This is a genomic window from Streptomyces sp. NPDC050164 (assembly GCF_044459945.1).
Classification (GTDB): Bacteria; Actinomycetota; Actinomycetes; order Streptomycetales; family Streptomycetaceae; genus Streptomyces; species Streptomyces coeruleorubidus_A.
In genome coordinates this window covers 561,300-583,415 of the sequence record NZ_JBITJK010000001.1, presented here as the reverse complement: position 1 = coordinate 583,415, position 22,116 = coordinate 561,300, and the positions used below count along the sequence as shown (strand labels likewise).

Annotated in this window: 20 protein-coding genes; 6 read left to right on the top strand and 14 right to left on the bottom strand. The window is 69.8% G+C overall.

Annotation, left to right across the window (positions count from 1 at the left end):
- Window positions 1–113: 113 nt before the first annotated feature.
- Genes ACIBNA_RS02745 through ACIBNA_RS02735 form a run of 3 tightly spaced genes read right to left on the bottom strand, consistent with a single transcriptional unit; the run spans window position 114 to window position 1,601 of the window.
- The gene (locus ACIBNA_RS02745) at window positions 114–524 is read right to left on the bottom strand and encodes a DUF6113 family protein (RefSeq protein ID WP_274819201.1); all 411 of its coding nucleotides are present in this window, start codon (window positions 522–524) and stop codon (window positions 114–116) included.
- Entirely contained in the window at window positions 521–1,381 is an 861-nt protein-coding gene (mshB, locus tag ACIBNA_RS02740) for an N-acetyl-1-D-myo-inositol-2-amino-2-deoxy-alpha-D-glucopyranoside deacetylase (protein WP_399163463.1), read from the bottom strand. Before mshB ends, ACIBNA_RS02745 begins: the two co-directional genes overlap by 4 nt.
- 25 nt (window positions 1,382–1,406) lie before the next feature.
- Window positions 1,407–1,601, bottom strand: a complete 195-nt coding sequence (locus tag ACIBNA_RS02735; protein ID WP_019755516.1) for a hypothetical protein — start codon at window positions 1,599–1,601, stop codon at window positions 1,407–1,409.
- Between the two features lie 177 nt (window positions 1,602–1,778).
- On the opposite strand from ACIBNA_RS02735, the gene ACIBNA_RS02730 reads away from it, so the two are divergent.
- Window positions 1,779–3,902, top strand: coding sequence for a prolyl oligopeptidase family serine peptidase (locus tag ACIBNA_RS02730; protein WP_399163462.1), 2,124 nt, complete (start codon window positions 1,779–1,781; stop codon window positions 3,900–3,902).
- Between the two features lie 121 nt (window positions 3,903–4,023).
- On the opposite strand, the gene ACIBNA_RS02725 is transcribed toward ACIBNA_RS02730, so the two are convergent.
- The 9 genes from ACIBNA_RS02725 to ACIBNA_RS02685 form a co-directional block, all read right to left on the bottom strand.
- The gene (locus ACIBNA_RS02725; RefSeq protein WP_399163461.1) at window positions 4,024–4,434 is read right to left on the bottom strand and encodes a VOC family protein; all 411 of its coding nucleotides are present in this window, start codon (window positions 4,432–4,434) and stop codon (window positions 4,024–4,026) included.
- Window positions 4,435–4,511: 77 nt separating this feature from the next.
- Window positions 4,512–5,660 (bottom strand): ABC transporter ATP-binding protein, encoded by a 1,149-nt coding sequence (locus ACIBNA_RS02720; RefSeq protein WP_274819178.1) that lies wholly within the window; start codon window positions 5,658–5,660, stop codon window positions 4,512–4,514.
- Window positions 5,653–6,711 carry an ABC transporter ATP-binding protein gene (locus tag ACIBNA_RS02715; protein ID WP_399163460.1) on the bottom strand — a complete coding sequence of 353 codons (1,059 nt, stop codon included), beginning with the start codon at window positions 6,709–6,711 and terminating at the stop codon, window positions 5,653–5,655. The genes ACIBNA_RS02720 and ACIBNA_RS02715 overlap by 8 nt, the downstream gene beginning before the upstream one ends.
- Before the next feature lie 11 nt (window positions 6,712–6,722).
- Window positions 6,723–7,691: an ABC transporter permease gene (locus ACIBNA_RS02710; protein WP_399163459.1), complete on the bottom strand. Its 969-nt coding sequence runs from the start codon at window positions 7,689–7,691 to the stop codon at window positions 6,723–6,725.
- Window positions 7,684–8,610 (bottom strand): ABC transporter permease, encoded by a 927-nt coding sequence (locus ACIBNA_RS02705; RefSeq protein WP_399163458.1) that lies wholly within the window; start codon window positions 8,608–8,610, stop codon window positions 7,684–7,686. Before ACIBNA_RS02705 ends, ACIBNA_RS02710 begins: the two co-directional genes overlap by 8 nt.
- A 144-nt stretch (window positions 8,611–8,754) precedes the next feature.
- Window positions 8,755–10,395: an ABC transporter substrate-binding protein gene (locus ACIBNA_RS02700; protein ID WP_399163457.1), complete on the bottom strand. Its 1,641-nt coding sequence runs from the start codon at window positions 10,393–10,395 to the stop codon at window positions 8,755–8,757.
- A gap of 602 nt (window positions 10,396–10,997) precedes the next feature.
- Entirely contained in the window at window positions 10,998–12,905 is a 1,908-nt protein-coding gene (gene typA / locus ACIBNA_RS02695; protein WP_399163456.1) for a translational GTPase TypA, read from the bottom strand.
- A gap of 178 nt (window positions 12,906–13,083) precedes the next feature.
- Window positions 13,084–13,758, bottom strand: a complete 675-nt coding sequence (locus ACIBNA_RS02690) for a hypothetical protein (RefSeq protein ID WP_399163455.1) — start codon at window positions 13,756–13,758, stop codon at window positions 13,084–13,086.
- Between the two features lie 97 nt (window positions 13,759–13,855).
- Window positions 13,856–16,036, bottom strand: a complete 2,181-nt coding sequence (locus ACIBNA_RS02685; protein ID WP_399163454.1) for an ABC transporter family substrate-binding protein — start codon at window positions 16,034–16,036, stop codon at window positions 13,856–13,858.
- 288 nt (window positions 16,037–16,324) lie between these two features.
- On the opposite strand from ACIBNA_RS02685, the gene ACIBNA_RS02680 reads away from it, so the two are divergent.
- The 4 genes from ACIBNA_RS02680 to ACIBNA_RS02665 are packed head-to-tail and all read left to right on the top strand — an operon-like array spanning window position 16,325 to window position 20,219.
- A complete protein-coding gene (locus tag ACIBNA_RS02680; RefSeq protein WP_020277543.1) occupies window positions 16,325–16,615 on the top strand; it encodes a hypothetical protein in 291 nt (96 codons plus the stop codon).
- 54 nt (window positions 16,616–16,669) lie between these two features.
- Window positions 16,670–17,506: a hypothetical protein gene (locus ACIBNA_RS02675; RefSeq protein WP_399163453.1), complete on the top strand. Its 837-nt coding sequence runs from the start codon at window positions 16,670–16,672 to the stop codon at window positions 17,504–17,506.
- The gene (locus ACIBNA_RS02670) at window positions 17,506–19,446 is read left to right on the top strand and encodes a fumarate reductase/succinate dehydrogenase flavoprotein subunit (RefSeq protein ID WP_399163452.1); all 1,941 of its coding nucleotides are present in this window, start codon (window positions 17,506–17,508) and stop codon (window positions 19,444–19,446) included. The genes ACIBNA_RS02675 and ACIBNA_RS02670 overlap by 1 nt, the downstream gene beginning before the upstream one ends.
- Complete coding sequence (locus tag ACIBNA_RS02665) at window positions 19,443–20,219, top strand: succinate dehydrogenase/fumarate reductase iron-sulfur subunit (protein WP_399163451.1); 777 nt, start codon at window positions 19,443–19,445, stop codon at window positions 20,217–20,219. Before ACIBNA_RS02670 ends, ACIBNA_RS02665 begins: the two co-directional genes overlap by 4 nt.
- Here ACIBNA_RS02665 and ACIBNA_RS02660 read toward each other — a convergent pair.
- Complete coding sequence (locus ACIBNA_RS02660; protein ID WP_399163450.1) at window positions 20,194–20,322, bottom strand: hypothetical protein; 129 nt, start codon at window positions 20,320–20,322, stop codon at window positions 20,194–20,196. The genes ACIBNA_RS02665 and ACIBNA_RS02660 overlap by 26 nt on opposite strands.
- Before the next feature lie 76 nt (window positions 20,323–20,398).
- Between ACIBNA_RS02660 and ACIBNA_RS02655 the strand changes: the two genes are divergently transcribed.
- A complete protein-coding gene (locus ACIBNA_RS02655) occupies window positions 20,399–20,797 on the top strand; it encodes a hypothetical protein (RefSeq protein ID WP_399163449.1) in 399 nt (132 codons plus the stop codon).
- Between the two features lie 216 nt (window positions 20,798–21,013).
- Here ACIBNA_RS02655 and ACIBNA_RS02650 read toward each other — a convergent pair whose 3' ends face one another.
- Window positions 21,014–22,111 carry a hypothetical protein gene (locus tag ACIBNA_RS02650; RefSeq protein ID WP_399163448.1) on the bottom strand — a complete coding sequence of 366 codons (1,098 nt, stop codon included), beginning with the start codon at window positions 22,109–22,111 and terminating at the stop codon, window positions 21,014–21,016.
- Window positions 22,112–22,116 lie beyond the last annotated feature (5 nt).

Here is a 22,116-nt window from a genome sequence, read left to right as displayed (position 1 = left end):
GCGGGCAGCTCGGCGGCGCGCACCACCATACTGGCCACTTCTCACCCGTATCTCAGGACCGCTGGGGAAACTCACACCGGACCCCCACGGGCGCGCCCTGGCGAAGTGGTACGTCACTTGCCAAGTCGGACGGGGTCGCCGTCCGGTTGCCGCCTCGGGGCGAGGGTGGCGCAGATCACAGCCACACCGATGCCCCCGAGCAGGAAGAGATAGGAGCCGGCCCCCGCCGCGAACAGGAAGTCGCCCTCCGGACGGCTGGCGGTGAGCAGGACCACGGCGAGCATCCAGCCGGCGGCGGCCGCGACACCCCCGGCCCGCCCGCGGGTGACGCGCGCGGCACCGAGGACGAGCCCGGCCTCGCCGGCGAGGGCGAGCAGCAGCCCGCCCGGGAACCACCCGGGCTGCACCAGCGCGCCGGCCGCGCCGACCACGGCTCCGAGCAGGAAGAACCCCGCAACGGCGGCGGCCCGTCCGGCGGAGGGCGGCCGCATCGGCTGGGCGAGCATCGGACTCCGGTCGCTCATGAGGCCTCCTCGATCCCGGCGAACAGGTCCGTCTCCCGCTCGCCGGAGCCCCGCTCGCCGCGCACCAGCTCGTAGTACTCGGTCGTGAGGATCGGCTGGGCGAGTTCGTTGGACAGCACGAAGTACGGCCCGGACACGGTGATCTGGGTGGCGTGGGCGCGCATCGCGGCGGCCTTGGCGGCGGCGTGCGCGGTGCCGCCGACCGCGGTGGTGATCCGCTCGTCGGCCACGACGCCCGGTACGTCGTCGACGTCGGCCGCCTTGGCGAAGGGCAGGCCGGGCAGGTCCTCCCGGAGCCGGGCGAAGGACTGCTCCACAACGGACCGGGGGGCCCGGTTCCAGTAGACCTTCGGGATCGGCCGGCCGGCCTCCGCGGACAGTTCGGCGGCCCGCATGGCGACGCGGTGGGCCTGGATGTGGTCGGGGTGGCCGTAGCCGCCGTTGTCGTCGTAGGTGACGAGGACCTGGGGGCGTACCTCGCGGATCACCTCGACGAGGTGTGCGGCGGCCTCGTCGACGTCGGCCTGCCAGAAGCAGGCGGGGTCGTCGTTGTCGGGCAGGCCCATCATCCCGGAGTCGCTGTAGCGTCCGGCGCCGCCGAGCAGGCGGAAGTCCCGGACGCCGAGCTCGGCCATGGCGGCGCTGAGCTCCCGGCGGCGGTGCTGGCCCAGGGCGGGCCCGGCCAGGTGCGCGAGCTCGGGCGGGATGACCTCGCCGCGTTCACCGAGGGTGCAGGTGACCAGGGTGACGTGGGCACCCTCGGCCACGTACCTGGCCATGGTCGCGCCGTTGTTGATCGACTCGTCGTCCGGGTGCGCGTGCACCAGCAGCAGACGCCGGTCGGGCAGTTCCGTCATGGACCCAGACTACGAGGTCCGGCGGTCAGAACTTGATGCTGCCGATCATGCCCGCGATGTTGGTCGTCAGCTCGCTGATCGTGGGAGCCACGGTCGAGGAGGCGAGGTAGAAGCCGAGCAGCATGCACACGACCGCATGCCCGGCTTTCAGCCCTGACTTCTTGATGAGCAGGAAGACGATGATCGCCAGCAGCACCACCGCCGAAATCGAGAGTGCCACGGCGGCTCACCTCCAAAGATCCACGAGGGCGGGGGGGGTCGGACTATGGGGGCATCAAATCCGTACAACAGCCAGCAGGTTCATACCCACTATGCGACATTGATCATAACTATCCGTCCGTGCGCATCGATCGGCGCACGGCCGCACAAGGGGGCGCATGGCCAATATGGTCAGGGCATGACGACCGAGCCTGACTCCTTCCCCCGACGGCACGCCCGTACCCAGCGCTTCACGCTCGGCGCGCCGCGTTCGTTCAGCGTGGCGCCCGACGGTTCGCGTGTCGTGTTCCTGCGCTCCGGTTCCGGTACCGACCGGGCGAATGCGCTGTGGGTCCTCGACACGGAAGAGGGCGGGGAGCGCGTGGCCGCCGACCCGCGCGCCCTGCTGGGCGGCGCCTCGGAGGACCTCTCGCCCGAGGAACGCGCCCGGCGTGAACGCAGCCGGGAGGGCGGCGCAGGCATCGTCGGGTACGCCACCGACACAGCCGTCGAGTTGGCCTCTTTCGCCTTGTCAGGGCGGCTTTTCGCGGCTGAGCTGCGGGCCGGGACGGCGCGTGAACTGCCCACGCCCGGGCCGGTGATCGACCCGCGTCCGTCGCCCGACGGGCGGCATGTCGCCTACGTCGCGCAGGGTGCGCTGCGCGTCGTGGGTGCCGAGGGGGAGGGCGACCGGGCGCTCGCCGAGCCGGAGTCGGAGAATGTCTCATATGGACTGGCCGAGTTCATCGCGGCCGAGGAGATGGGGCGCTCGCGCGGTTTCTGGTGGGCCCCGGAGTCGGACCGGCTGCTCGTGGCGCGCGCGGACGGCACACCGGTGCAGCGGTGGTGGATCTCCGACCCGGCCCATCCGGAACGCGAGCCGCAGCGGGTGGCGTATCCGGCGGCGGGCACCGGCAACGCGGACGTACGGCTGTTCGTGATCGGTCTGGACGGCGTGCGCACGGAGGTCGCCTGGGACCGGGCGCGGTACCCGTATCTGGCGCGTGTGCACTGGTCAGCGGCGGGTGCGCCGCTGCTGCTCGTCCAGGCGCGCGACCAGCGCAGCCAGCTGATTCTCGCCGTGGACCCGGGGTCGGGCGCGACCCGGATGGTGCACGCCGACGAAGATCGAACATGGCTTGATCTTTTCCCCGGGGTGCCGTGCTGGAGTCCGGCCGGGCAGCTGGTGCGGATCGCGGACGAGGGCGGTGCGCGGGTTTTGGCGGTCGGGGACCGGCCGCTCACGGGAGCGCAGTTGCATGTGCGGGCCGTGCTCGACGTCTCCGACGACGACGTGCTGATCTCCGCGTCCGCGGGCGAGGAGGCCGCCGAGGCGGAGACGGGCCAGGTGCATGTGTACCGGGTGAACGAACTGGGCGTGGAGCGGGTATCGCAGGAGCCGGGCGTCCACTCGGCGGCGCGGACCGGGGACGTGACGGTTCTGGTCTCGGCGACGCTGGACCGGCCAGGGGCGCGGGTGCAGGTACTGCGCGACGGAAAAGCGGCGATGGCTGTCCCTTCGTACGCCGAAGATCCCGGTATGTCCCCCCGCGTGACTCTCACCGAGGGGGGCGCACGCCGCATCCCGTGCGCCGTGCTTATGCCTCGGGACTACGCCGGTGACACCCCCCTGCCGGTGCTCATGGACCCGTATGGCGGGCCGCACGGGCAGCGGGTTTTCGCCGCCCACAACCCGCATCTCACCTCGCAGTGGTTCGCGGACCAGGGATTCGCGGTGGTCGTCGCGGACGGCCGGGGCACCCCGGGCCGCTCCCCCGCCTGGGAAAAGGGGATCCACCACGACTTCACACTGTCACTGGACGACCAGGTGGAGGCCCTGGAAGACCTCGCGAAGAGGTTTCCGCTGGATCTGTCCCGGGTGGCGATCCGCGGCTGGTCCTTCGGCGGCTGGCTGGCCGGCCTCGCGGTGCTGCGCCGGCCGGACGTCTTCCACGCGGGGATCGCGGGCGCGCCCGTGACGGACTGGCGCCTGTACGACACGCACTACACGGAGCGCTACCTGGGGGACCCGGCCGACCAGCCGGACGCGTACGCGCGGAGCTCCCTCGTCACGGCGGACGGTCTGTCCTCCCCCGCCGAGCCGCACCGCCCGCTGATGATCGTGCACGGCCTCGCCGACGACAACGTGGTCGTCGCCCACGCCCTGCGCCTCTCCTCGGCCCTCCTGGCCGCCGGCCGCCCGCACGAGGTGCTGCCACTGTCCGGGGTCACCCACATCACCCCGCAGGAACAGGTCGCGGAGAACCTGCTGCTGCTCCAGGTCGACTTCCTGAAGCGGTCCCTGGGGATCACCGGCGCCTGAGCATGCAACGGGCCGGGGCGACATGGCGCGCCCCGGCCCGTTTACGGCACCCGCACGGCCGTACGCTGTTCAGCCTGACGTGTCCGTATATCGGGATCGGGTCGGCGAAGTTGCCTGCGTGTTAACGCAGTTCGCGGGGGTTTGTGCGCACTTCGGCAGCCACCAACTCGACCTCGAACCCGTCCGTGTTGGTGAGGTAGGCGGCGTAGTGCCCGAGGCCTCCGGCGTGGGGGTAGCGGTCGGGGAACAGGGAGGCCCAGCCGTGCGCGGCGGCCTCCCGGCCCAGCGCGTCGACGTCTGCCGGCGTCCCGGCGTGGAACGCCAGGTGGTTGAGGCCGGGCCTCATGCGGTCGTGCTCGGTGGCTCGCAGGGCAGGGGACTGCTCGACGACGAGGTACGTCGCGCCCAGGAGCCAGCTGCGTCCGTGGTCCCACTCCTGGTACGGGTCGTAGCCGAGCCGGCCGAGGAGCCAGCCCCATTCGCGGGTCGCCCGGGGGAGATCGGGAACCCAGAGTTCGATGTGATGCAGCAATTCGGATCCTCGAACGCCGGCTCCCGGCGCCTTCGCCAAGAAGGGCCGGGAACCGGAAGGGACGCCGTACAGGGCCGTCAGGCCGCGTGGACCACGTCCTTCTCCTCGGCGAAGTGGCAGGCCGACTCGTGGGCCGCCGGGGTGTCCTCGCCCTTGAAGCGCTCGGGGACCGCGAGGAGCGGGACCTCCTGGGCGCACTTGTCCTGGGCCTTCCAGCAGCGGGTGCGGAAGCGGCAGCCCGAGGGCGGGTTGGCCGGGGACGGGACGTCGCCCGTGAGGATGATGCGCTCACGGCCCTCGCGGGACTCCGGGTCGGGGACCGGCACCGCGGAGAGCAGGGCCTGCGTGTAGGGGTGGGTCGGGTGCTCGTAGATCTCCGTGTCCGTACCGATCTCGGCCATCTTGCCCAGGTACATCACACCCACCCGGTCCGAGATGTGCCGGACGATCGACAGGTCGTGCGCGATGAAGAGGTAGGACAGGTTGAACTCGTCCTGGAGCTTCTCCATCAGGTTGATGACCTGCGCCTGGACGGACACGTCCAGCGCGGAGACCGGCTCGTCGCAGATGATGATCTCGGGGTTGAGTGCCAGGCCGCGGGCGATGCCGATGCGCTGGCGCTGACCGCCCGAGAACTGGTGCGGGTAGCGGTTGATGTACTCGGGGTTGAGGCCGACCACGTCCAGCAGGTCCTGGACCTTGCGGCGGCGGTCGCCCTTCGGGGCCACCTCGGGGTGGATCTCGAAGGTCTCCCCGATGATGTCGCCCACCGTCATACGGGGGTTGAGCGAGGTGTACGGGTCCTGGAAGACCATCTGGATGTTGCGGCGTACGGCCTTCAGGGCGCGGCCGGACAGCTTGGTGATGTCCTGGCCCTTGTAGAAGATCTCGCCCGCGGTCGCCGTCTCCAGCATCATCAGCAGCTTGGCGACCGTGGACTTGCCGCAGCCGGACTCGCCCACGATGCCGAGCGTCTCGCCCTGGTAGAGGTCGAAGGAGACCCCGTCCACGGCCTTGACCGCGCCGATCTGACGCTTGAGCAGGATGCCCTGGGTCAGAGGGAAGTGCTTCACCAGGTTGCGCACCTGGAGAATCGGCTCGCCGCGCTCGGCCGGTGCCTCGATGGCGGCCACGGCCTCCTCGTCGGTGGCGGCCTCGACCGTCTCGACCTCGGTGACGTTGGGAGTGGCGTCCATGGCCTCGTCCGTCTTCTCCAGGTCAGCCATGGATCGTCTCCTTCCAGAAGTGGCACGCGCTGCCGCGGCCGACGAGCTCGCCGCCGTCCCGCTCGCTGACCGGGTGCAGGGGCGGAACGTCCGTACGGCAGATGTCCTGCGCCTGCGGGCAGCGCGGGTTGAAGGCGCAACCGGGCGGGATGCGGGTCAGGTTGGGCGGCAGGCCCTTGATCGCGTAGAGGTCCTGGCCCTTCTGGTCCAGGCGCGGGATCGACTCGAGCAGACCCTTGGTGTAGGGGTGCGCGGGCCGCTTGTACAGCTCGTGCACCGGGGCGGTCTCCACGATCCGGCCCGCGTACATCACCGCGATCTTGTCCGCTACGTCGGCGACGACGCCGAGGTCGTGGGTGATGAGGATCAGGCCCATGTTGTACTCGCGCTGCAGCTCCGCGAGCAGGTCCATGACCTGGGCCTGGACCGTCACGTCGAGGGCCGTGGTCGGCTCGTCGGCGATGATCAGGTCCGGCTCCAGGGCGAGCGCCATCGCGATCATGATGCGCTGGCGCATACCGCCGGAGAACTGGTGCGGATAGTCGCCGACGCGCTCCTTCGCGGCCGGGATCTTCACGCGGTCCATCAGCTCGATCGCCTTGGCCTTGGCGTCCTTCTTGCTCAGGCCCTGGTGGACGCGGAACATCTCGCCGAGCTGGTAGCCGACGGACAGCACCGGGTTCAGCGCGGAGAGCGCGTCCTGGAAGATCATCGCGATCTTGCTGCCGCGGATCTTGCGCCGGGCGTCGCCCGACATGGTGAGCATGTCCTCACCCCGGTACAGGATCTGGCCCTTGGGGATCCGCCCGGGCGGCATGTCCAGAATGCCCATGATCGCCTGGGCGGTCACGGACTTGCCGGAGCCGGACTCGCCGAGCACGGCGAGGGTCTCGCCGGAGCTCACGGTGTAGTTGACGCCGTTGACGGCCTTGGCCACGCCGTCGCGGGTGTGGAACTCGACGTGCAGATCGCGCACTTCGAGCAGGGGGACGTCGCCCCCGGCCGCGCCTCGCGGCTCGGGCACGTCACGGGTCTCTTCGATGGTGGTCACGTACGCCCTCCTCAGCGCAGCTTCGGGTCAAGGGCGTCGCGCACCGCGTCGCCGAGCATGATGAACGCGAAGACCGTGAGGCTGAGCATGCCCGCGGGGAACAGCAGTGTGTGCGGGTTGTCCCGGATCACCTTGCTGCCCTCGGAGATGTCGATGCCCCACGAGATCGTCGGGTCGCTGAGGCCGAGGCCGAGGAACGACAGCGTCGCCTCCGCGGAGATGTAACCGCCGAGGGCGATCGTGGCCACGACGATGGTCGGCGCGATGGCGTTCGGCATCACGTGGCGGAACAGGATCCGCGTGGTGCCGGCGCCGAGCGCCCGGGCCGCCGTCACGTAGTCCGCCTGCTTGGCCGTGATGACCGAGCTGCGGGTGACGCGCGCGATCGAGGTCCAGCCCAGGAAGGCCAGGGCCAGGATCACCACGTACACCTTGCGCTCGGTGAAGGCGTTCAGGACGACCATCGTGCCGAGCAGGAACGGCAGGCCGAAGAAGATGTCGACGATCCGGGAGATCAGCGAGTCGATCCAGCCGCCGAAGTAGCCCGCGAGCATGCCGAGCAGACCGCCGAGCAGGGTGACCAGGGCGGTCACGCCGACGCCGACGAGGATCGAGGCGCGGGTGCCGTGGATGACACGCGAGTAGATGGAGCGGCCCTGCTGGTCGTAGCCGAACCAGTCGGGCTGGAAGAAGTGCCCCAGCTCCGGCTTGCCCAGGTAGTGGTGGACGAGGTCGCCGTCGCGCGGGTCGACGCTGGTGAACCAGCCGGGGAACGCGGCGATCACCAGCAGCAGGAGCAGCAGCACCGAGGAGATCCAGAACATGGGCCGGTGCCGCAGGTCGTACCAGGCGTCACCCCACAGGGAGCGCGGCTTGTCGCTCTTCTTGCCGCTCTCCTTGGCGGGGACGTCGACGGCCGGCGGGGCCACGGCGTCCACGGCCGCGGCGTCGGTGGTCTGGGCCTTGGTCACGTCAGGCATACCGGATCCTCGGGTCCAGGACCGCGTACAGCAGGTCGATGAGCAGGTTGATCAGGAGGATGACGAGGACGAGCACCGTCACCACACCCGTGACCGTCGAGCCCTCGCTCGTCTGGATCGCCCTGTAGAGGAGGTTGCCGACACCCTGGATGTTGAAGATGCCCTCGGTGATGACCGCGCCGCCGATGAAGCCGCCGACGTCGGTGCCGACGAAGGTGACCACGGGGATCAGCGAGTTGCGCAGCAGGTGGACACCGATGATGCGGCGCCGGGGCAGCCCCTTGGCGAGCGCGGTGCGCATGTAGTCGGCCCGCAGGTTCTCGGCGAAGGTCGTCCGGGTCAGCCGGGCCACGTACGCCATGGACAGCATGGCGAGGACGAAGGCCGGCAGGAACAACTGCGAGAAGTCCGTGGAGTCCTGGACGTTGGGCGGCAGCCAGCCGAGTTCGTCCGCGAAGATGAACCGGGCGATGAAGCCGAGGACGAACACCGGGATGGAGATCACCGTCAGCGTGAAGACCAGCACACCGGTGTCGGCGGCCCTGCCGGCCCGCAGACCGGCCCACGCGCCGAGGCCCACACCGATGATGATCTCGATGGTGATGGCCAGCAGCGTCAGCCGCAGTGTCACCGGGAAGGCCTCGGCCATGAGCTCGGTGACCGGACGGCCGGCCAGGTTCTTGCCGAAGTCTCCCTGGAGGAGATTCCACATGTAGTGGACGTACTGTTCGAGGACGGGCTTGTCGAAGCCGTACTCGCGCTTGATCTGCGCGATCTGTGCGGGATCGGGAGCCTTGTCCCCGTAGATGGCCCGGACCGGGTCGCCCGGCAGGATGTGGACCATCAGAAAGATCAACAGAGTTGTCCCGATGAAGATCGGGATCATCTGGAGCAGTCGCCTGGCGGCGTAGCGCCCCATCTTGCGCCTCCATGCCGTGAGGGGTCGGCGAGGCCTGCGCACTCATCTACCGCAGGTTAAGGGGGTGAGGTGGAGGCCTGTGCCTACGGACCGGCGCCGCCGCTCCCCTGACGGGAGAGGCGGCACCGGTCTGCGGTCGTCTTCTTACTTCTGCTTGACCTGGATGGTGTCGAAGATCGGGTCACCGTCCTGGCCGTACTCGATCTTGCCCAGGATGTTCTTGGACTGACCGCTGTTGACCTTGTAGAACCAGAGCGGAATCGCCGGCATGTCCTTGGCGAGGAGCTGCTCCGCCTGCTGGTACAGCTTCACGGTCTCGTCGATCGAGCTGGCCTTGTCCGCCTCGGAGCTCAGCTTGTCGAACTCCTTGTTGGAGTAGCTGCTGGTGTTACCGGCCGCCGTGCTGCCGTACAGGTCGCGCATGAAGTTCGAGTTGACCGGGTAGTCGAGCACCCAGCCACCGCGGTACATGGACTTGACCTGGTCGTTGTCACGGGCGTCGAGGTCGGCCTGGAAGGTCGGCTTCGGGTCGCCGGTGCACTCCACGCCGGTGGACTTGCGGATCGAGTTGCAGACCGCGTCGACCCACGGCTTGTGGTCCTGGTCGGCGTTGTACTGGATCTGGATCTTGTTGCCCGGGACGCCGCCACCCTCCTGGATGAGCTTCTTGGCCTGGGCCGGGTCGAACTTGACGATGTCGCCGAGCGCGCCCTTCTTGTAGCCGAGGACGCCGGGGGCGACGTAGGAGTCGGCCGGGGTGCGCGTGCCCTGAAGGACGGTCTTGGTGATCGTCTGGCGGTCGATCGCCATGGACAGACCCTGGATGACCTTGGGGTCGATGTCCTTGAACTGCTTGGTGTAGAACGCCGGGACGATCGACTGGACGGCCGAGTACGGCTGGTCGATGGCGCGGTCGCCGAGGTCCGTCTTGTAGCTCGTCAGCGCGGTGGTCGGGACCTGCTCGATCCAGTCCACGTTGTCGGAGCGCAGGTCCGAGTAGGCGGCGTCGGCGGTCGTGTAGTTCTTGAAGTCGATGCCGCCGTTCTTGGCCTTGTTCGGGCCCTGGTAGTCCGCGAACTTGCGGACCTTGATGAGCTTGTTGTGCTCCCAGGAGACGAACTTGTACGGGCCGTTGCCGACCGGCTTCTCGCCGAACGCCTTCGGGTCCTTGAAGAAGGCCTCGGGCAGCGGCGCCCACACGTCGTAGCCCAGCTTGTACGCGAAGTACGAGACCGGCTGCGTCAGCTTGACCGTGAAGGTGTTGTCGTCGACGACCTTCAGACCCGACATCTTGTCGGACTTCGGCTCACCCTTCTCCGGGTGCACGTCCTCGAAGCCCACGATGTCGGCGAACCAGCTGGAGTTGGTCTGGGTGTTCTTGATGTTGGCCGACCAGTTCCAGGAGTCCACATAGGACTTGGCGGTGACCGGCGTGCCGTCGTGGAACTTCCAGCCCGGCTTGAGCTTGACGGTCCACTCGGACGCGTCCTTGTTCGGCGTGACCGACTCGGCGTTGACGTACTCGAGCTTGCCGGTGCCGGGCTCGTAGTCGACCAGGCCGGCGAAGATCGTGCGCAGGACACGGCTGCCCTGGCTCTCCTTGGCGTTGGCCGGCTGCAGCGGGTTCTGAGGCTCGCTCAGCTGCGCAGTGACGATGCCGTTCGGGTCGGCCTTCCCCTTGTTCATGTCGTCGCCGGCACTGTCGTCGCCGCCGCCGCAGGCGGTGGCGGCCAGGGCGACGACTATCGCCCCCGCGACCCACTTGGCGCTCTTGGCACCGCGCATGGGTTCCTCCTATGAAGTCATTGGTTCACCGCGAAGGGAGCACAGACAGACCACCGCCACCGCCCGTCGCCGGTGCCGGAAATCGTCAGGTGCCCCCGCGCTCGTGAGTCGGCGCCGCCTCCAGCGCATGACCCGTTCATCCGAGCTCTACGCGCCTAACTATCTGCCAAACGCCAGGAGCGAACCACACTCTCGAGGTCTCGGTTCGATCACAGCTCACGCCTACATCTTCCAAAATCCGGACAAAGGGTTTGGTGAAAGATCCCTGCGAAACGGACTTGTTACACATCTATCGGTGGCGAGTGTCCGCATTCCGGACGCGAGAGTGAGATAAACCGCTTGCGGCTGCCGTGACTGCCGTGCAGGGTGCCACCGGGGCTGTCACGCGCTCAAGAAGCCTCCGCCGCAAGGCCGTTGTACGGGCCCGTGCGCGGGCAGGGCGCGGCACTTCCGCAGCAGGGTAGTGCGAACGGGGCGCTCCGGACGGCCGTCCCCGGCAAATCGAGGGTTTTCCCTAACCCTTCCCTTCTCGTTGCCTCCGCTTCACGACGACACCGGGCACCCCGCGAGGCGGGGTGCCCGGTGTCGTCGAACGGCAGGCGTCAGCCGTGCTTGGCGCGGCTCGCGGCGCGGGCGCGCTCGCGGGCGTCCAGGTTCACCTTGCGGATGCGCACGGCCTCCGGGGTGACCTCGACGCACTCGTCGTCCCGGCAGAACTCCAGGGACTGCTCCAGCGACAGCTTGCGCGGCGGGACGATCGACTCGGTCACATCGGCCGTGGACGACCGCATGTTGGTGAGCTTCTTCTCCTTGGTGATGTTGACGTCCATGTCGTCGGCGCGGGAGTTCTCGCCGACGATCATGCCCTCGTACACCTCGGTGCCCGGCTCCACGAACAGCACGCCGCGCTCCTGGAGGTTGGTCATCGCGAAGGCGGTGACCGCACCGGAGCGGTCGGCGACCAGGGAGCCGTTGTTACGGGTCTGGAGCGTGCCGAACCAGGGCTCGAAGCCCTCGTGGATGGAGTGGCCGATGCCCGTGCCGCGGGTCTGGGTCAGGAACTCGGTCCGGAAGCCGATGAGACCGCGCGAGGGCACGACGAACTCCATGCGGACCCAGCCGGAGCCGTGGTTGGACATGTTGTCCATGCGGCCCTTGCGGACACCCATGAGCTGCGTGACGGCACCCATGTGCTCCTCGGGCACGTCGATCGTCATGCGCTCGACCGGCTCGTAGACCTTGCCGTCGACGTCCTTGGTGACGACCTGCGGCTTGCCGATGGTCAGCTCGAAGCCCTCACGGCGCATCGTCTCGACCAGGATGGCCAGCGCCAGCTCACCACGGCCCTGCACCTCCCAGGCGTCCGGCCGCTCGGTGTCCAGCACCCGGAGGCTGACGTTACCGATCAGCTCGCGGTCGAGGCGGTCCTTGACCTGACGGGCGGTGACCTTGCGGTCCTTGACGGCCGCCTTGTTGTCGGCGCCCTTGCCGGTGGCGCCACGGCCGACCAGCGGGGAGGTGTTGGTGCCGATGACCATGGAGATCGCGGGCTCGTCGACCGTGATCAGCGGCAGCGCGACCGGGTTCTCCGGGTCGGCCAGGGTCTCGCCGATCATGATGTCCGGGATACCGGCGACCGCGCAGATGTCACCGGGGCCGGCCATCTCCGCCGGCTTGCGGGTGAGCGCCTCGGTCATCATCAGCTCGGAGATGCGGACGCTGCTGACGGACCCGTCGCGCTTCATCCACGCGACCGTCTGGCCCTTGCGCAGCTCGCCCTGCTCGACGCGGAGCAGCGCGATACGGCCGAGGAAGTTGTCGGCGTCCAGGTTGGTGACGTGGGCCTGGAGCGGGGCGGTCTCGTCGTAGGTCGGGGCCGGGATGTGCTCCAGGATCGTGGAGAAGAACGGCTCCAGGCTGGTGGAGTCGGCCGGGACCGTGCCGTTCTCCGGCTTGGTCAGCGAGGCGATGCCGTCGCGGCCGCAGGCGTAGACGATCGGGAACTCGATCTGCTCCTCGTCCGCGTCCAGGTCGAGGAAGAGGTCGTACGTCTCGTTGACGACCTCGTCGATCCGGGAGTCCGGGCGGTCCGTCTTGTTGATGCACAGGATGACGGGCAGCCGCTGCTGGAGCGCCTTGCGCAGCACGAAGCGGGTCTGCGGCAGCGGGCCCTCGGAGGCGTCCACGAGCAGCACGACGCCGTCGACCATCGACAGACCGCGTTCGACCTCGCCACCGAAGTCGGCGTGACCGGGGGTGTCGATGATGTTGATGGTGATGACGTCCCCCCCGTCCTTCGGGTGGTACTTCACCGCCGTGTTCTTGGCCAGGATCGTGATGCCCTTCTCACGCTCCAGGTCGTTCGAGTCCATCATGCGGTCGTCGACGCCTTCGAGCTGGTGCGCGGCGAAGGCACCGGCCTGCTTCAGCATGCCGTCGACGATGGTGGTCTTGCCGTGGTCGACGTGGGCGACGATGGCGACGTTGCGGATGTCGTGGCGCGTGGCCATAAGAAGGCGTACTCCCGGAGTGTGAGGAATGCCCTGCGCGTACATCGGTGGTGCGCGGGCCCTGCCGGGCTCAACATGCCACGGCCTCACCCCATGGTACGGGTCTGCTCCGGTTGGGGTTAGCCGGGATGCGTCGGTGCAGGTCAGGGTGGGTTGTACTGCTGCTCGGCGTCCGTGTTCAAGCGCCGGACGGGCTGGAGGGAACTGCCCGCTCGCAGGAGTGCCGGGCGGCCTCTCGGGCCAGGGGCGAGTCGGGGCGTTCCTCGCAGTCGAGGAGGCCGGTGATGTCGACCGTCCAGGTGCGGGCGTGGCCGGAGGCCGTGCTGCCGTCCGGGCAGGTGTAGCGGAAGTCCGCCGCCACTTCCTTCACTCCGGCGTACTGGACGAAGTCCCCCGCCGTGCCGGTCGTGAGCCGGTCGGGGTCGAGCTTCGGGGCCGGCCGGTGGACATCGGTGAACGCGCCGGCCTCTCCCTCGGCCGCCTCCGCCAGGGTGCGTGCGTCGGAGTCGACCTCGCCGGTCTTCCTGCCGAGCGAGAAGAGGACCTCTGCGGCGGACGGGGCCGGTCCGTCGGCCCGTACGGACGGGCGCGGTGTGTGGACCCGGCGCATCGCGTTCCGCGTCGCGCCCCCGTCCGCTTCGAGCCGCTCCGGTTCAAAGACGCCGGTCAGCCGGTCCCGCCGGGTGATGTGGGACCAGGCGAAGGTGCCGTCCGCGCAGGCCTGCGCTGCAGCCCTGCCGGTCCTACGGTCGGTGCCGTCGCCGTCGGTGTCCGCCGTGCACGCCGTCAGCCCCGCCACCAGCACCCCGAAGAGCAGCCCGGCCGCGCAGGCCCGCCCTACCGTGTCGCACATCCGCCGGCTCCCGTCCCCCGTGAACGGACGCCCGGCGCCCGCACCATGATCCCTGCTGGGTCCATGGTGCGGGCGCCGGGCCGCAGCGGCAAGGGAGCTACGGAGCGGCCGATCCCTTCGCGGACGGGCCCGCCGCCGGCTTCGCGCCCTTCTTCAGGAAGCCCATGTCCTCGTAGACCGGACTGCCGAAGCCGAAGGCGCCGGTGTTGACGAGGTTCTTGCGGGCCGCGATGAGCTGGGGGCGCTGGAAGAGGGGGATGGAGCCGGCCGCCGCCCAGATGCGGGAGTCCGCCTTGCGGATCAGGGAGCGGGACTCGCCCTCGTCGAGGGTGGACACGGCCTCGTCGAAGAGCTGGTCGACCTGGTCGGTGCCGACGCGGGTGTAGTTCTGCTCGACGTTCAGGGAGCCGTCGGCGGCCGGGACGGGCTTGGCGTAGACGGGGCGGGCGTCGGTGGCGGGGAAGGCGGTGGCGGGCCAGGAGTACAGCGCGAGGTCGTACTGGCCGGAGGCGATGTGGTCCTTGAAGTAGGACTCGTCGGAGACCTTGGAGATGTCCGTGCCGATGCCGACACGCTCCAGCATGCGGGAGATGCGGTCGGCGACCGTGCGCAGCGTCTGGGAGCCGGGCCCGGAGGGGAGTACGAAGCGGAGCGTGAGGGGCTTGCCGTTCTTGGCGAGCGGGGCGGCCTCGCGGCCCGCCGGGGCTGCGGTGCCCTTGGGGGCGTACGCGCCGGGGGCGCCGCCCTGGTTCGAGTGCTTGTACTGCTTGCCGTCCTGGGCGAGGTGGTCGGACGGGTCCTGCCCGGGGCGCGCCTTGTTGTCCTCGCCGCCGTCGTCGGCCGACTCCTCCTCGGAGGCGCCGGCCTTCTCGCCCTCGGCGCCGGCCGCCTTCTCCCCGTCCTTCTTCTTCTGCTGCTCCTTGATCGGGCCGCCGCGCACCCACCCGGCGTCCGCGAGCAGGGCTTGGGCCTCCTTGGTGTCCTGGCCGCCGAGGGCGCCGCTGTTGTCGGCGTAGGCGGCCTGGCCGGAGAGGGCCAGGTGGCTGCCGACCGGGACGGCGGGCAGGCCCAGGGGCTTCAGGACGGCCTCGGCCAGTTCCCTGCGGTCGAGGGCGCGGGCGACGGCCCTGCGGACGCGCTCGTCGGCGAGCGGGCCCTCGGCGCCGTTCAGGGCGAGCTGGGTGTAGGCGGGCTCCAGGGACTTGCGCACCTCGAAGCCGCGCAGGGCCTGCTGCTGCCGGGCGTACGTGGCGGCCGCCTTGCGCAGCTTCTTGCCGGAGACGGTCTCCTCGTCGGCGGCATCCTCGTCGGTGCCGTTGGCGACGGCCCAGGAGCGCAGGGCGTGCGCGGCGGACCGGTCGGCGCCGGGGCCCATCAGCGGGCTGCTGGAACTGCGCGGCTGGGCGGCGACGGTGATGCGGCGGGCCGCGGAGGGGTCGATCTCGGCCATGTCGAGGGTGCCGGCGGCCAGCTCGGCGGCCCGCTTGTCGCGCGGCACGGTGCGCAGCACGATCTCGGAGAGCTTGGCCGGCTCGCCCCACCAGCGCGGATTGCGGGCGAGGGTGATCTCGTCGTCCTCGCGGTCGACCTTCTTCACCGTGAAGGGGCCGGCGGTGACCTTGAGTTTCTTGCGTGCCCCGTCGTTGAAGGAGTCCGGGGTGCCCATGACGTCCTTGGGGTACAACGGCGAGAACAGCGACCGCCAGTCGGCGTAGGGGCGGCTGAAGGTGACCCTGACCTCCAGGGCGTTGTCCCCGCGCTCGATCTTCTGGATGCGCTCGTAGCCGGCGTTGCGGGCGGTCCAGTAGGCGGTGTCCTTGCCGGACAGGGCGCGCCACTGGGCGGCGAAGTCGGCGGCGCCGATCTCCCGGCCGTCGCTCCAGACGGCCTGCTGGTTCAGCTTGTACAGGACGACCTGCTTGGGCTCCGTCTCGACGACCTTGGCGGACTCCAGGTAGGCGGGGTCGCGCTCGGGGCGGCCACTGGCGTTCATCCGGAACATCGACGGCAGGACGGCCTGGGCGACGCGGGTGGTGGTGGCGTCGGCGTCCGACTGGAAGGTGTTCAGGGTGTCGGGCACGGAGTCCACGGCCCAGCGCAGGGTGCCGCCGTCGGCGATCCGGTCGCGGCCCGCGGGCTGGATGTCCGGCGCGGCGAGCGGCTTGCCCGCGGGGTCCTCGGAGCCGCATCCGGCGAGCGCGGGCACCGCGAGCACACCCGCGGTGAGGAAGGCGACCGAGCGCGTGACCGCGCGCGGGCCGACGCCGTGCTGGGACATCTGTGCTACCTCCGGGAAGCCGCGGGCGTTATGATCACTTTTGGCGGTATTTGGAGTTCATCTGATGTATGCGGCCACTGAAGAGGAAAGGGTTCGGCAACACAGGGCGACACGGCGGTCACGGGCGGGAAGCCACCCGTGTGGCGCAACCCACCGCACGGTGCACCCACACGCCTCGGCCAATCGATGCACATCCCTTCACAGCACAAGGTGTGACGCGCAACACTCGCAGGCGCATGAACGTTGCCGCCTTGGGCCTCGAAGGACCCGCGGAAGTGAGGGCAAGTCATGTCCGTTCACGACGAACTGACGTCAGTCCAGCGCAGTCTCGACGAGCTGTTCCGCTCGCTGGGACGCCTGGAGAAGCAGCTCGGCACCGGCGGCCTGGAGATGCGCCGCGTCCGTGCCGACGCCAATCACCTGCGCGAGAGCGTCGCCCTGCTGCGCGACGCCGCCGCCACGCCGGCCGCACCGAAGCGCCCCGACCTCGTCACCATCTCGGACGCGCCGTACGACCCGTCGCTGTGGGTCGACTCGGACGACGAGGGGCTCGGCGCCCGGGACCGGCGCGCTCCCTGACCGGGCAGGAGTCGAACGACCGGCACCTCCCCCGAACCGACCGGAGTCGTCACAGTGGCCACTGGTACGGAACCTCCCGCCACAGAACCCCATCCCCGAAGCGGCGGCGTACGGGCGGGTACGCGCGCCGCGATCGACGCCCCGCACCTGCGCACCGACCGCTGGTGGCTGGCCCCGGCCGGCACGGTCGCCGGTCTGCTGGCCTTCATCGTCTACTCGACCTGGCGGGCCTTCGCGAACGCCGACTACTACGCGGCGCCGTACGTCTCGCCCTTCTACTCCCCCTGCCTGGCGGAGAACTGCGAGCCGATGAAGGCCGGCCCGAACTGGGAGATCTTCGGCAGCTGGTGGGGGATCTCCCCCGCCATCATCATCCTGATCTTCCCGCTCGGCTTCCGTCTGACCTGCTACTACTACCGCAAGGCCTACTACCGGGGCTTCTGGGCGTCCCCGCCGGCCTGCGCGGTGGCCGAGCCGCACAAGACGTACACGGGTGAGACCCGCTTCCCGCTGGTGCTCCAGAACATCCACCGGTACTTCTTCTACGCCGCGCTCCTCGTCGCCGGGATCCTCACCTACGACACCGTGCTCGCCTTCCGCGACGAGAACTACGAGTGGGGCCACATGGGCCTCGGCACGCTCGTGTTCCTGGTCAACATCGTGCTGATCTGGGCGTACACGCTGTCCTGCCACTCGTGCCGGCACATCGTCGGCGGCAAGCTCAAGCACTTCTCCAAGCATCCCGTGCGTTACCGGATGTGGCAGTGGGTCGGGAAGCTCAACGCCCGGCACATGCTGCTCGCCTGGGCGTCGCTGGTGAGCGTGGCGCTCGCCGACTTCTACGTCTACCTGGTCGCGTCCGGTGCCTTCGACGATCCGAGGTTGTTCTGATGTCCGTGGTCGACCGGCAGGAGTGGGACGTCGTCGTGGTGGGGGCGGGCGGCGCCGGGCTGCGCGCCGCCATCGAGGCACGTGAGCGGGGCGCCCGTACGGCCGTGATCTGCAAGTCGCTGTTCGGCAAGGCGCACACGGTGATGGCCGAGGGCGGCATCGCGGCGGCGATGGCCAACGCCAATGAGAACGACAACTGGCGGGTCCACTTCCGCGACACCATGCGCGGCGGCAAGTTCCTCAACCAGTGGCGGATGGCCGAGCTGCACGCGCAGGAGGCGCCGCAGCGGGTGTGGGAGCTGGAGACCTGGGGGGCGCTGTTCGACCGCACCAAGGACGGGCGGATCTCCCAGCGCAACTTCGGCGGCCACGAGTACCCGCGCCTCGCGCACGTCGGTGACCGCACGGGCCTGGAGCTGATCCGCACCCTCCAGCAGAAGATCGTCGCGCTCCAGCAGGAGGACTTCAAGGAGACCGGCGACTACGAGTCCCGGCTGAAGGTCTTCCAGGAGTGCACGGTCACCAGGGTGCTCAAGGAGGACGGGCGCGTCTGCGGGGTCTTCGGCTACGAGCGCGAGTCCGGCCGCTTCTTCGTCCTGGAGGCACCGGCTGTCGTGATCGCCACGGGCGGCATCGGCAAGTCGTTCAAGGTGACGTCGAACTCCTGGGAGTACACCGGCGACGGCCACGCGCTGGCCCTCCTCGCGGGCGCTCCCCTGCTGAACATGGAGTTCGTGCAGTTCCACCCGACGGGCATGGTCTGGCCGCCGTCGGTGAAGGGCATCCTCGTCACCGAGTCGGTGCGCGGCGACGGCGGGGTGCTGCGCAACTCCGACGGCAAGCGGTTCATGTTCGACTACGTCCCCGACGTCTTCAAGGACAAGTACGCCGAGACCGAGGACGAGGCCGACCGCTGGTACGACGACCCGGACCACAACCGGCGTCCCCCCGAGCTGCTCCCCCGCGACGAGGTCGCGCGGGCGATCAACTCCGAGGTGAAAGAGGGGCGCGGATCGCCGCACGGGGGCGTGTTCCTCGACGTGTCGACCCGGATGCCCGCCGAGGTCATCAAGCGGCGGCTGCCGTCGATGTACCACCAGTTCAAGGAGCTGGCCGACGTCGACATCACGGCGGAGGCGATGGAGGTCGGGCCCACCTGTCACTACGTGATGGGCGGTGTCGCGGTCGAGTCCGACACGGCGGCGGCGCGCGGGGTGCCGGGGCTGTACGCGGCCGGTGAGGTGGCCGGCGGCATGCACGGCTCCAACCGGCTGGGCGGCAACTCGCTGTCCGACCTGCTGGTGTTCGGGCGCCGGGCGGGCCGGCACGCGGCCGAGTACGCGGCGGGGCTGGCCGGGGCGCGGCCGGTCGTGGACGACGGCCAGGTCGACTCCGCCGCCGCCGAGGCCCTGCGGCCCTTCTCCGCCGAGGCGGAGATCGAGGAGCCGAAGGGCGGCCCGCCGGAGAACCCGTACACCCTGCACCAGGAACTCCAGCAGACGATGAACGACCTGGTCGGCATCATCCGCCGCGAGACGGAGATGAAGCAGGCCCTGGAGAAGCTGGCCGAGCTGCGGGTCCGGGCGCGCCGGGCCGGTGTCGAGGGGCACCGGCAGTTCAACCCGGGCTGGCACCTCGCCCTGGACCTCAGGAACATGCTGCTGGTCAGCGAGTGCGTGGCGCGGGCCGCGCTGGAGCGCACCGAGTCGCGCGGCGGGCACACCCGCGAGGACCATCCGGGGATGGACCGCAAGTGGCGCCGGATCAACCTGCTGTGCGCGCTCGCCGACCCGACGGGCGGTCTGGCGGCGACGGACCCGGTCCGCGGCCAGATCACCCTCACCCGCGAGACCACCGAACCCGTCCGTGCCGACCTGCTCGCCCTCTTCGACAAGGAGGAGCTGGTCAAGTACCTCGCCGAAGAGGAGCTGTACGAATGAGCAGCTACACGGCCCATTTCAAGGTGTGGCGCGGTGACGTGGGGGGCGGCGGCCTGGAGGACTTCAAGGTCGAGGTCAACGACGGTGAGGTGGTGCTCGACATCATCCACCGTCTCCAGGCCACCCAGGCCCCCGATCTCGCCGTGCGCTGGAACTGCAAGGCCGGCAAGTGCGGTTCGTGCTCCGCCGAGATCAACGGCCGGCCGCGGCTGCTGTGCATGACGCGCATGTCCGTGTTCGACCGGGAGGAGACGATCACGGTGACGCCGCTGCGGGCGTTCCCGGTCGTCCGCGACCTGGTCACCGACGTCGGCTTCAACTACACCAAGGCCAGGGAGGTCCCGGCCTTCGTGCCGCCCGAGGGCCTCGGTCCCGGCGAGTACCGGATGATGCAGGAGGACGTGGACCGCTCGCAGGAGTTCCGCAAGTGCATCGAGTGTTTCCTGTGCCAGGACACCTGCCATGTGGTCCGCGACCACGAGGAGAACAAGCAGGCGTTCGCGGGGCCGCGTTTCCTGATGCGGGTGGCGGAGCTGGACATGCATCCGCTCGACGCGGCGGCGGAATCCGGCCTGGACCGCAAGGCCACCGCCCAGGACGAGCACGGCCTGGGCTACTGCAACATCACCAAGTGCTGTACGGAGGTCTGCCCGGAGGGCATCAAGATCACGGACAACGCGCTGATCCCCCTGAAGGAACGGGCGATCGACCGCAAGTACGACCCGCTGGTGTGGCTGGGCTCGAAGATCAAACGGCGTTCTTCAGCAGGCTGAGCGCCTGCTGGAGGTTGTGTCCGGCGGTCTCCCGCATGCGCTCCGGCTGCGGGAAGTCGCCCTCGATGAGCGTCAGCGGCCCCGAGACCAGGCCGAGGCGCATCGACAGGCGGTAGAGACGCGGCGGGCTTCGTCCAGGCCGGGGGTCCGCAGGGCGTCCCGTCGGGCGTGAGCAGGACGTGGTCCGGGCCCAGTTCGGCGTCGATGAGGGTGTGCCGAAGGCGGGGAGCGGGGACCTCGGCGGCCAGGGCATGGATCGTGTCCTCCAGCTCCCGTCGTACGGCGGCGGCACGGGGTTCGCGCCCGGCCGCTTCCGCGAGGCGGCGCAGGGCGCCGTCGGTGACGCGCTGTTCGCAGGAGGAGACGCCGTGGGAGGAGCCGCCGTTGTCGACGGCGGTGACCTTCCCGAAGCGGGGGCCGGTGTGGGCGTGCAGGGTGGCCAGCAGTTCGGCCATCCGGTCCATGAGCCGAGGTGCCTCGCGCGGGTCCCGGGCGAGGGCGTCGTCCAGGCTGCCCCGGTCACGTCCTCCACGACGGCCGCGTCGGCCGGGAGGTGCGTGCGCGTGGCGTCGGTGTGAGACGCCGTGAACAGGCCGAGGCCGGTGCCGTGGGAGAAGACGTCCCGGGGGTCCGGGTCGGGCTGGTGGCCGACCAGACGTAGGCGACGGCCGTGGAGTCGTCTTCGAGGGGCAGGCGGTAGGCGCCCTTCTTGCTGCCGCCGTGCAGGCGTTCCACGGTGCTGAGGGACCGGGCCGGGCCGAGGACGGCGCGGGTGAGGGGGCGTCGGGTCTTGGTCACCGCACCCAGTCTTCCTTGTACGCCCGCCAGTCCGCCTCGGTCGCGGCGAAGTCGATGTACAGCGCGACGCCGAAGCGGGCCCGGTCGGCGTCCGTGCGGGACAGGCCCAGGCGGACGCCTCGGACGGCGGCGGGGACGGTCTCGGCGTGGCCCCAGTGGTCGAAGTTGCTCTCCCAGTAGAAGGGCAGGCCCATCAGCAGGTCGGTGGAGGGCGGGGTGACCTCCAGGGCGAGGGACGTCTGCTGGGCGACGTAGCCGCCGTAGGTGCTCTCCAGTGGCTGCGCGGTGTCGTACGACATCACGGCGATCTGGTCGACGCGGCGGGCGACCTGGCCGAAGAACTCCTGGGACCACCACTTGGGGTGGGCGGTGAAGAGACCGAACACGGTGTGAAGGGCCGGGAGCGGGTCGATCTGGTGGGCGGCGACGGAGAGTTGCGCGTCCCGGGAACGGGTCTCGCGGCGCAGGGCGTCGAGGAGGGTGAGGTAGTCGCGGTCGCCGGACGGCATGGGCTCCAGGTCGAGGTGGATGCCCTCGTAGCCGGTGTCCAGGATCTGGCGGGCGGAGCGGACGACGGCGGCTCGGGTGTCCGGGTTCTCCAGGACCATGCCGTCGGCGCCCTCGGTGGCCAGGACGTCGCCGAGGAAGGCCTGGACGCGGATGCCGGGGAGTTTCTCGTGTACGGCGGCTATGAACCAGCGCGCTCTCGGATAGACGGACTTGGGGAGCGTGCCGTCGTGTTCCAGCGGGCCCGAGTGGACGTACAGGTCGCGGATGCCGGTGCCTTGCAGGCGGCGGGCCAGGGCGGTGACGTCGGCGTCCTTCTTGCGGCCGTCGACCCAGGCGTGGCCCAGCCAGAGCGCGTCGCGGTTCCGGGTGTGCGTGCCGTCCGCCGGGTCGCCCATGTAGTTGATGCGGAGGGCCGTCAGAGCGGACAGGAGAGGAACCAGGAGTAACAGGACCACGGCGAGCGCCGTGCGTCTGATCCAGCGCCGACGCCCTCTGCCCTTTCCACTGTCGGGTGCGGGAGCGTCCTGCGCGGCGCCTTCGGCGGCTGCTGCCTCTGTCGGGGTGGTGCCTTCCGTGCGGTCCATGCCGT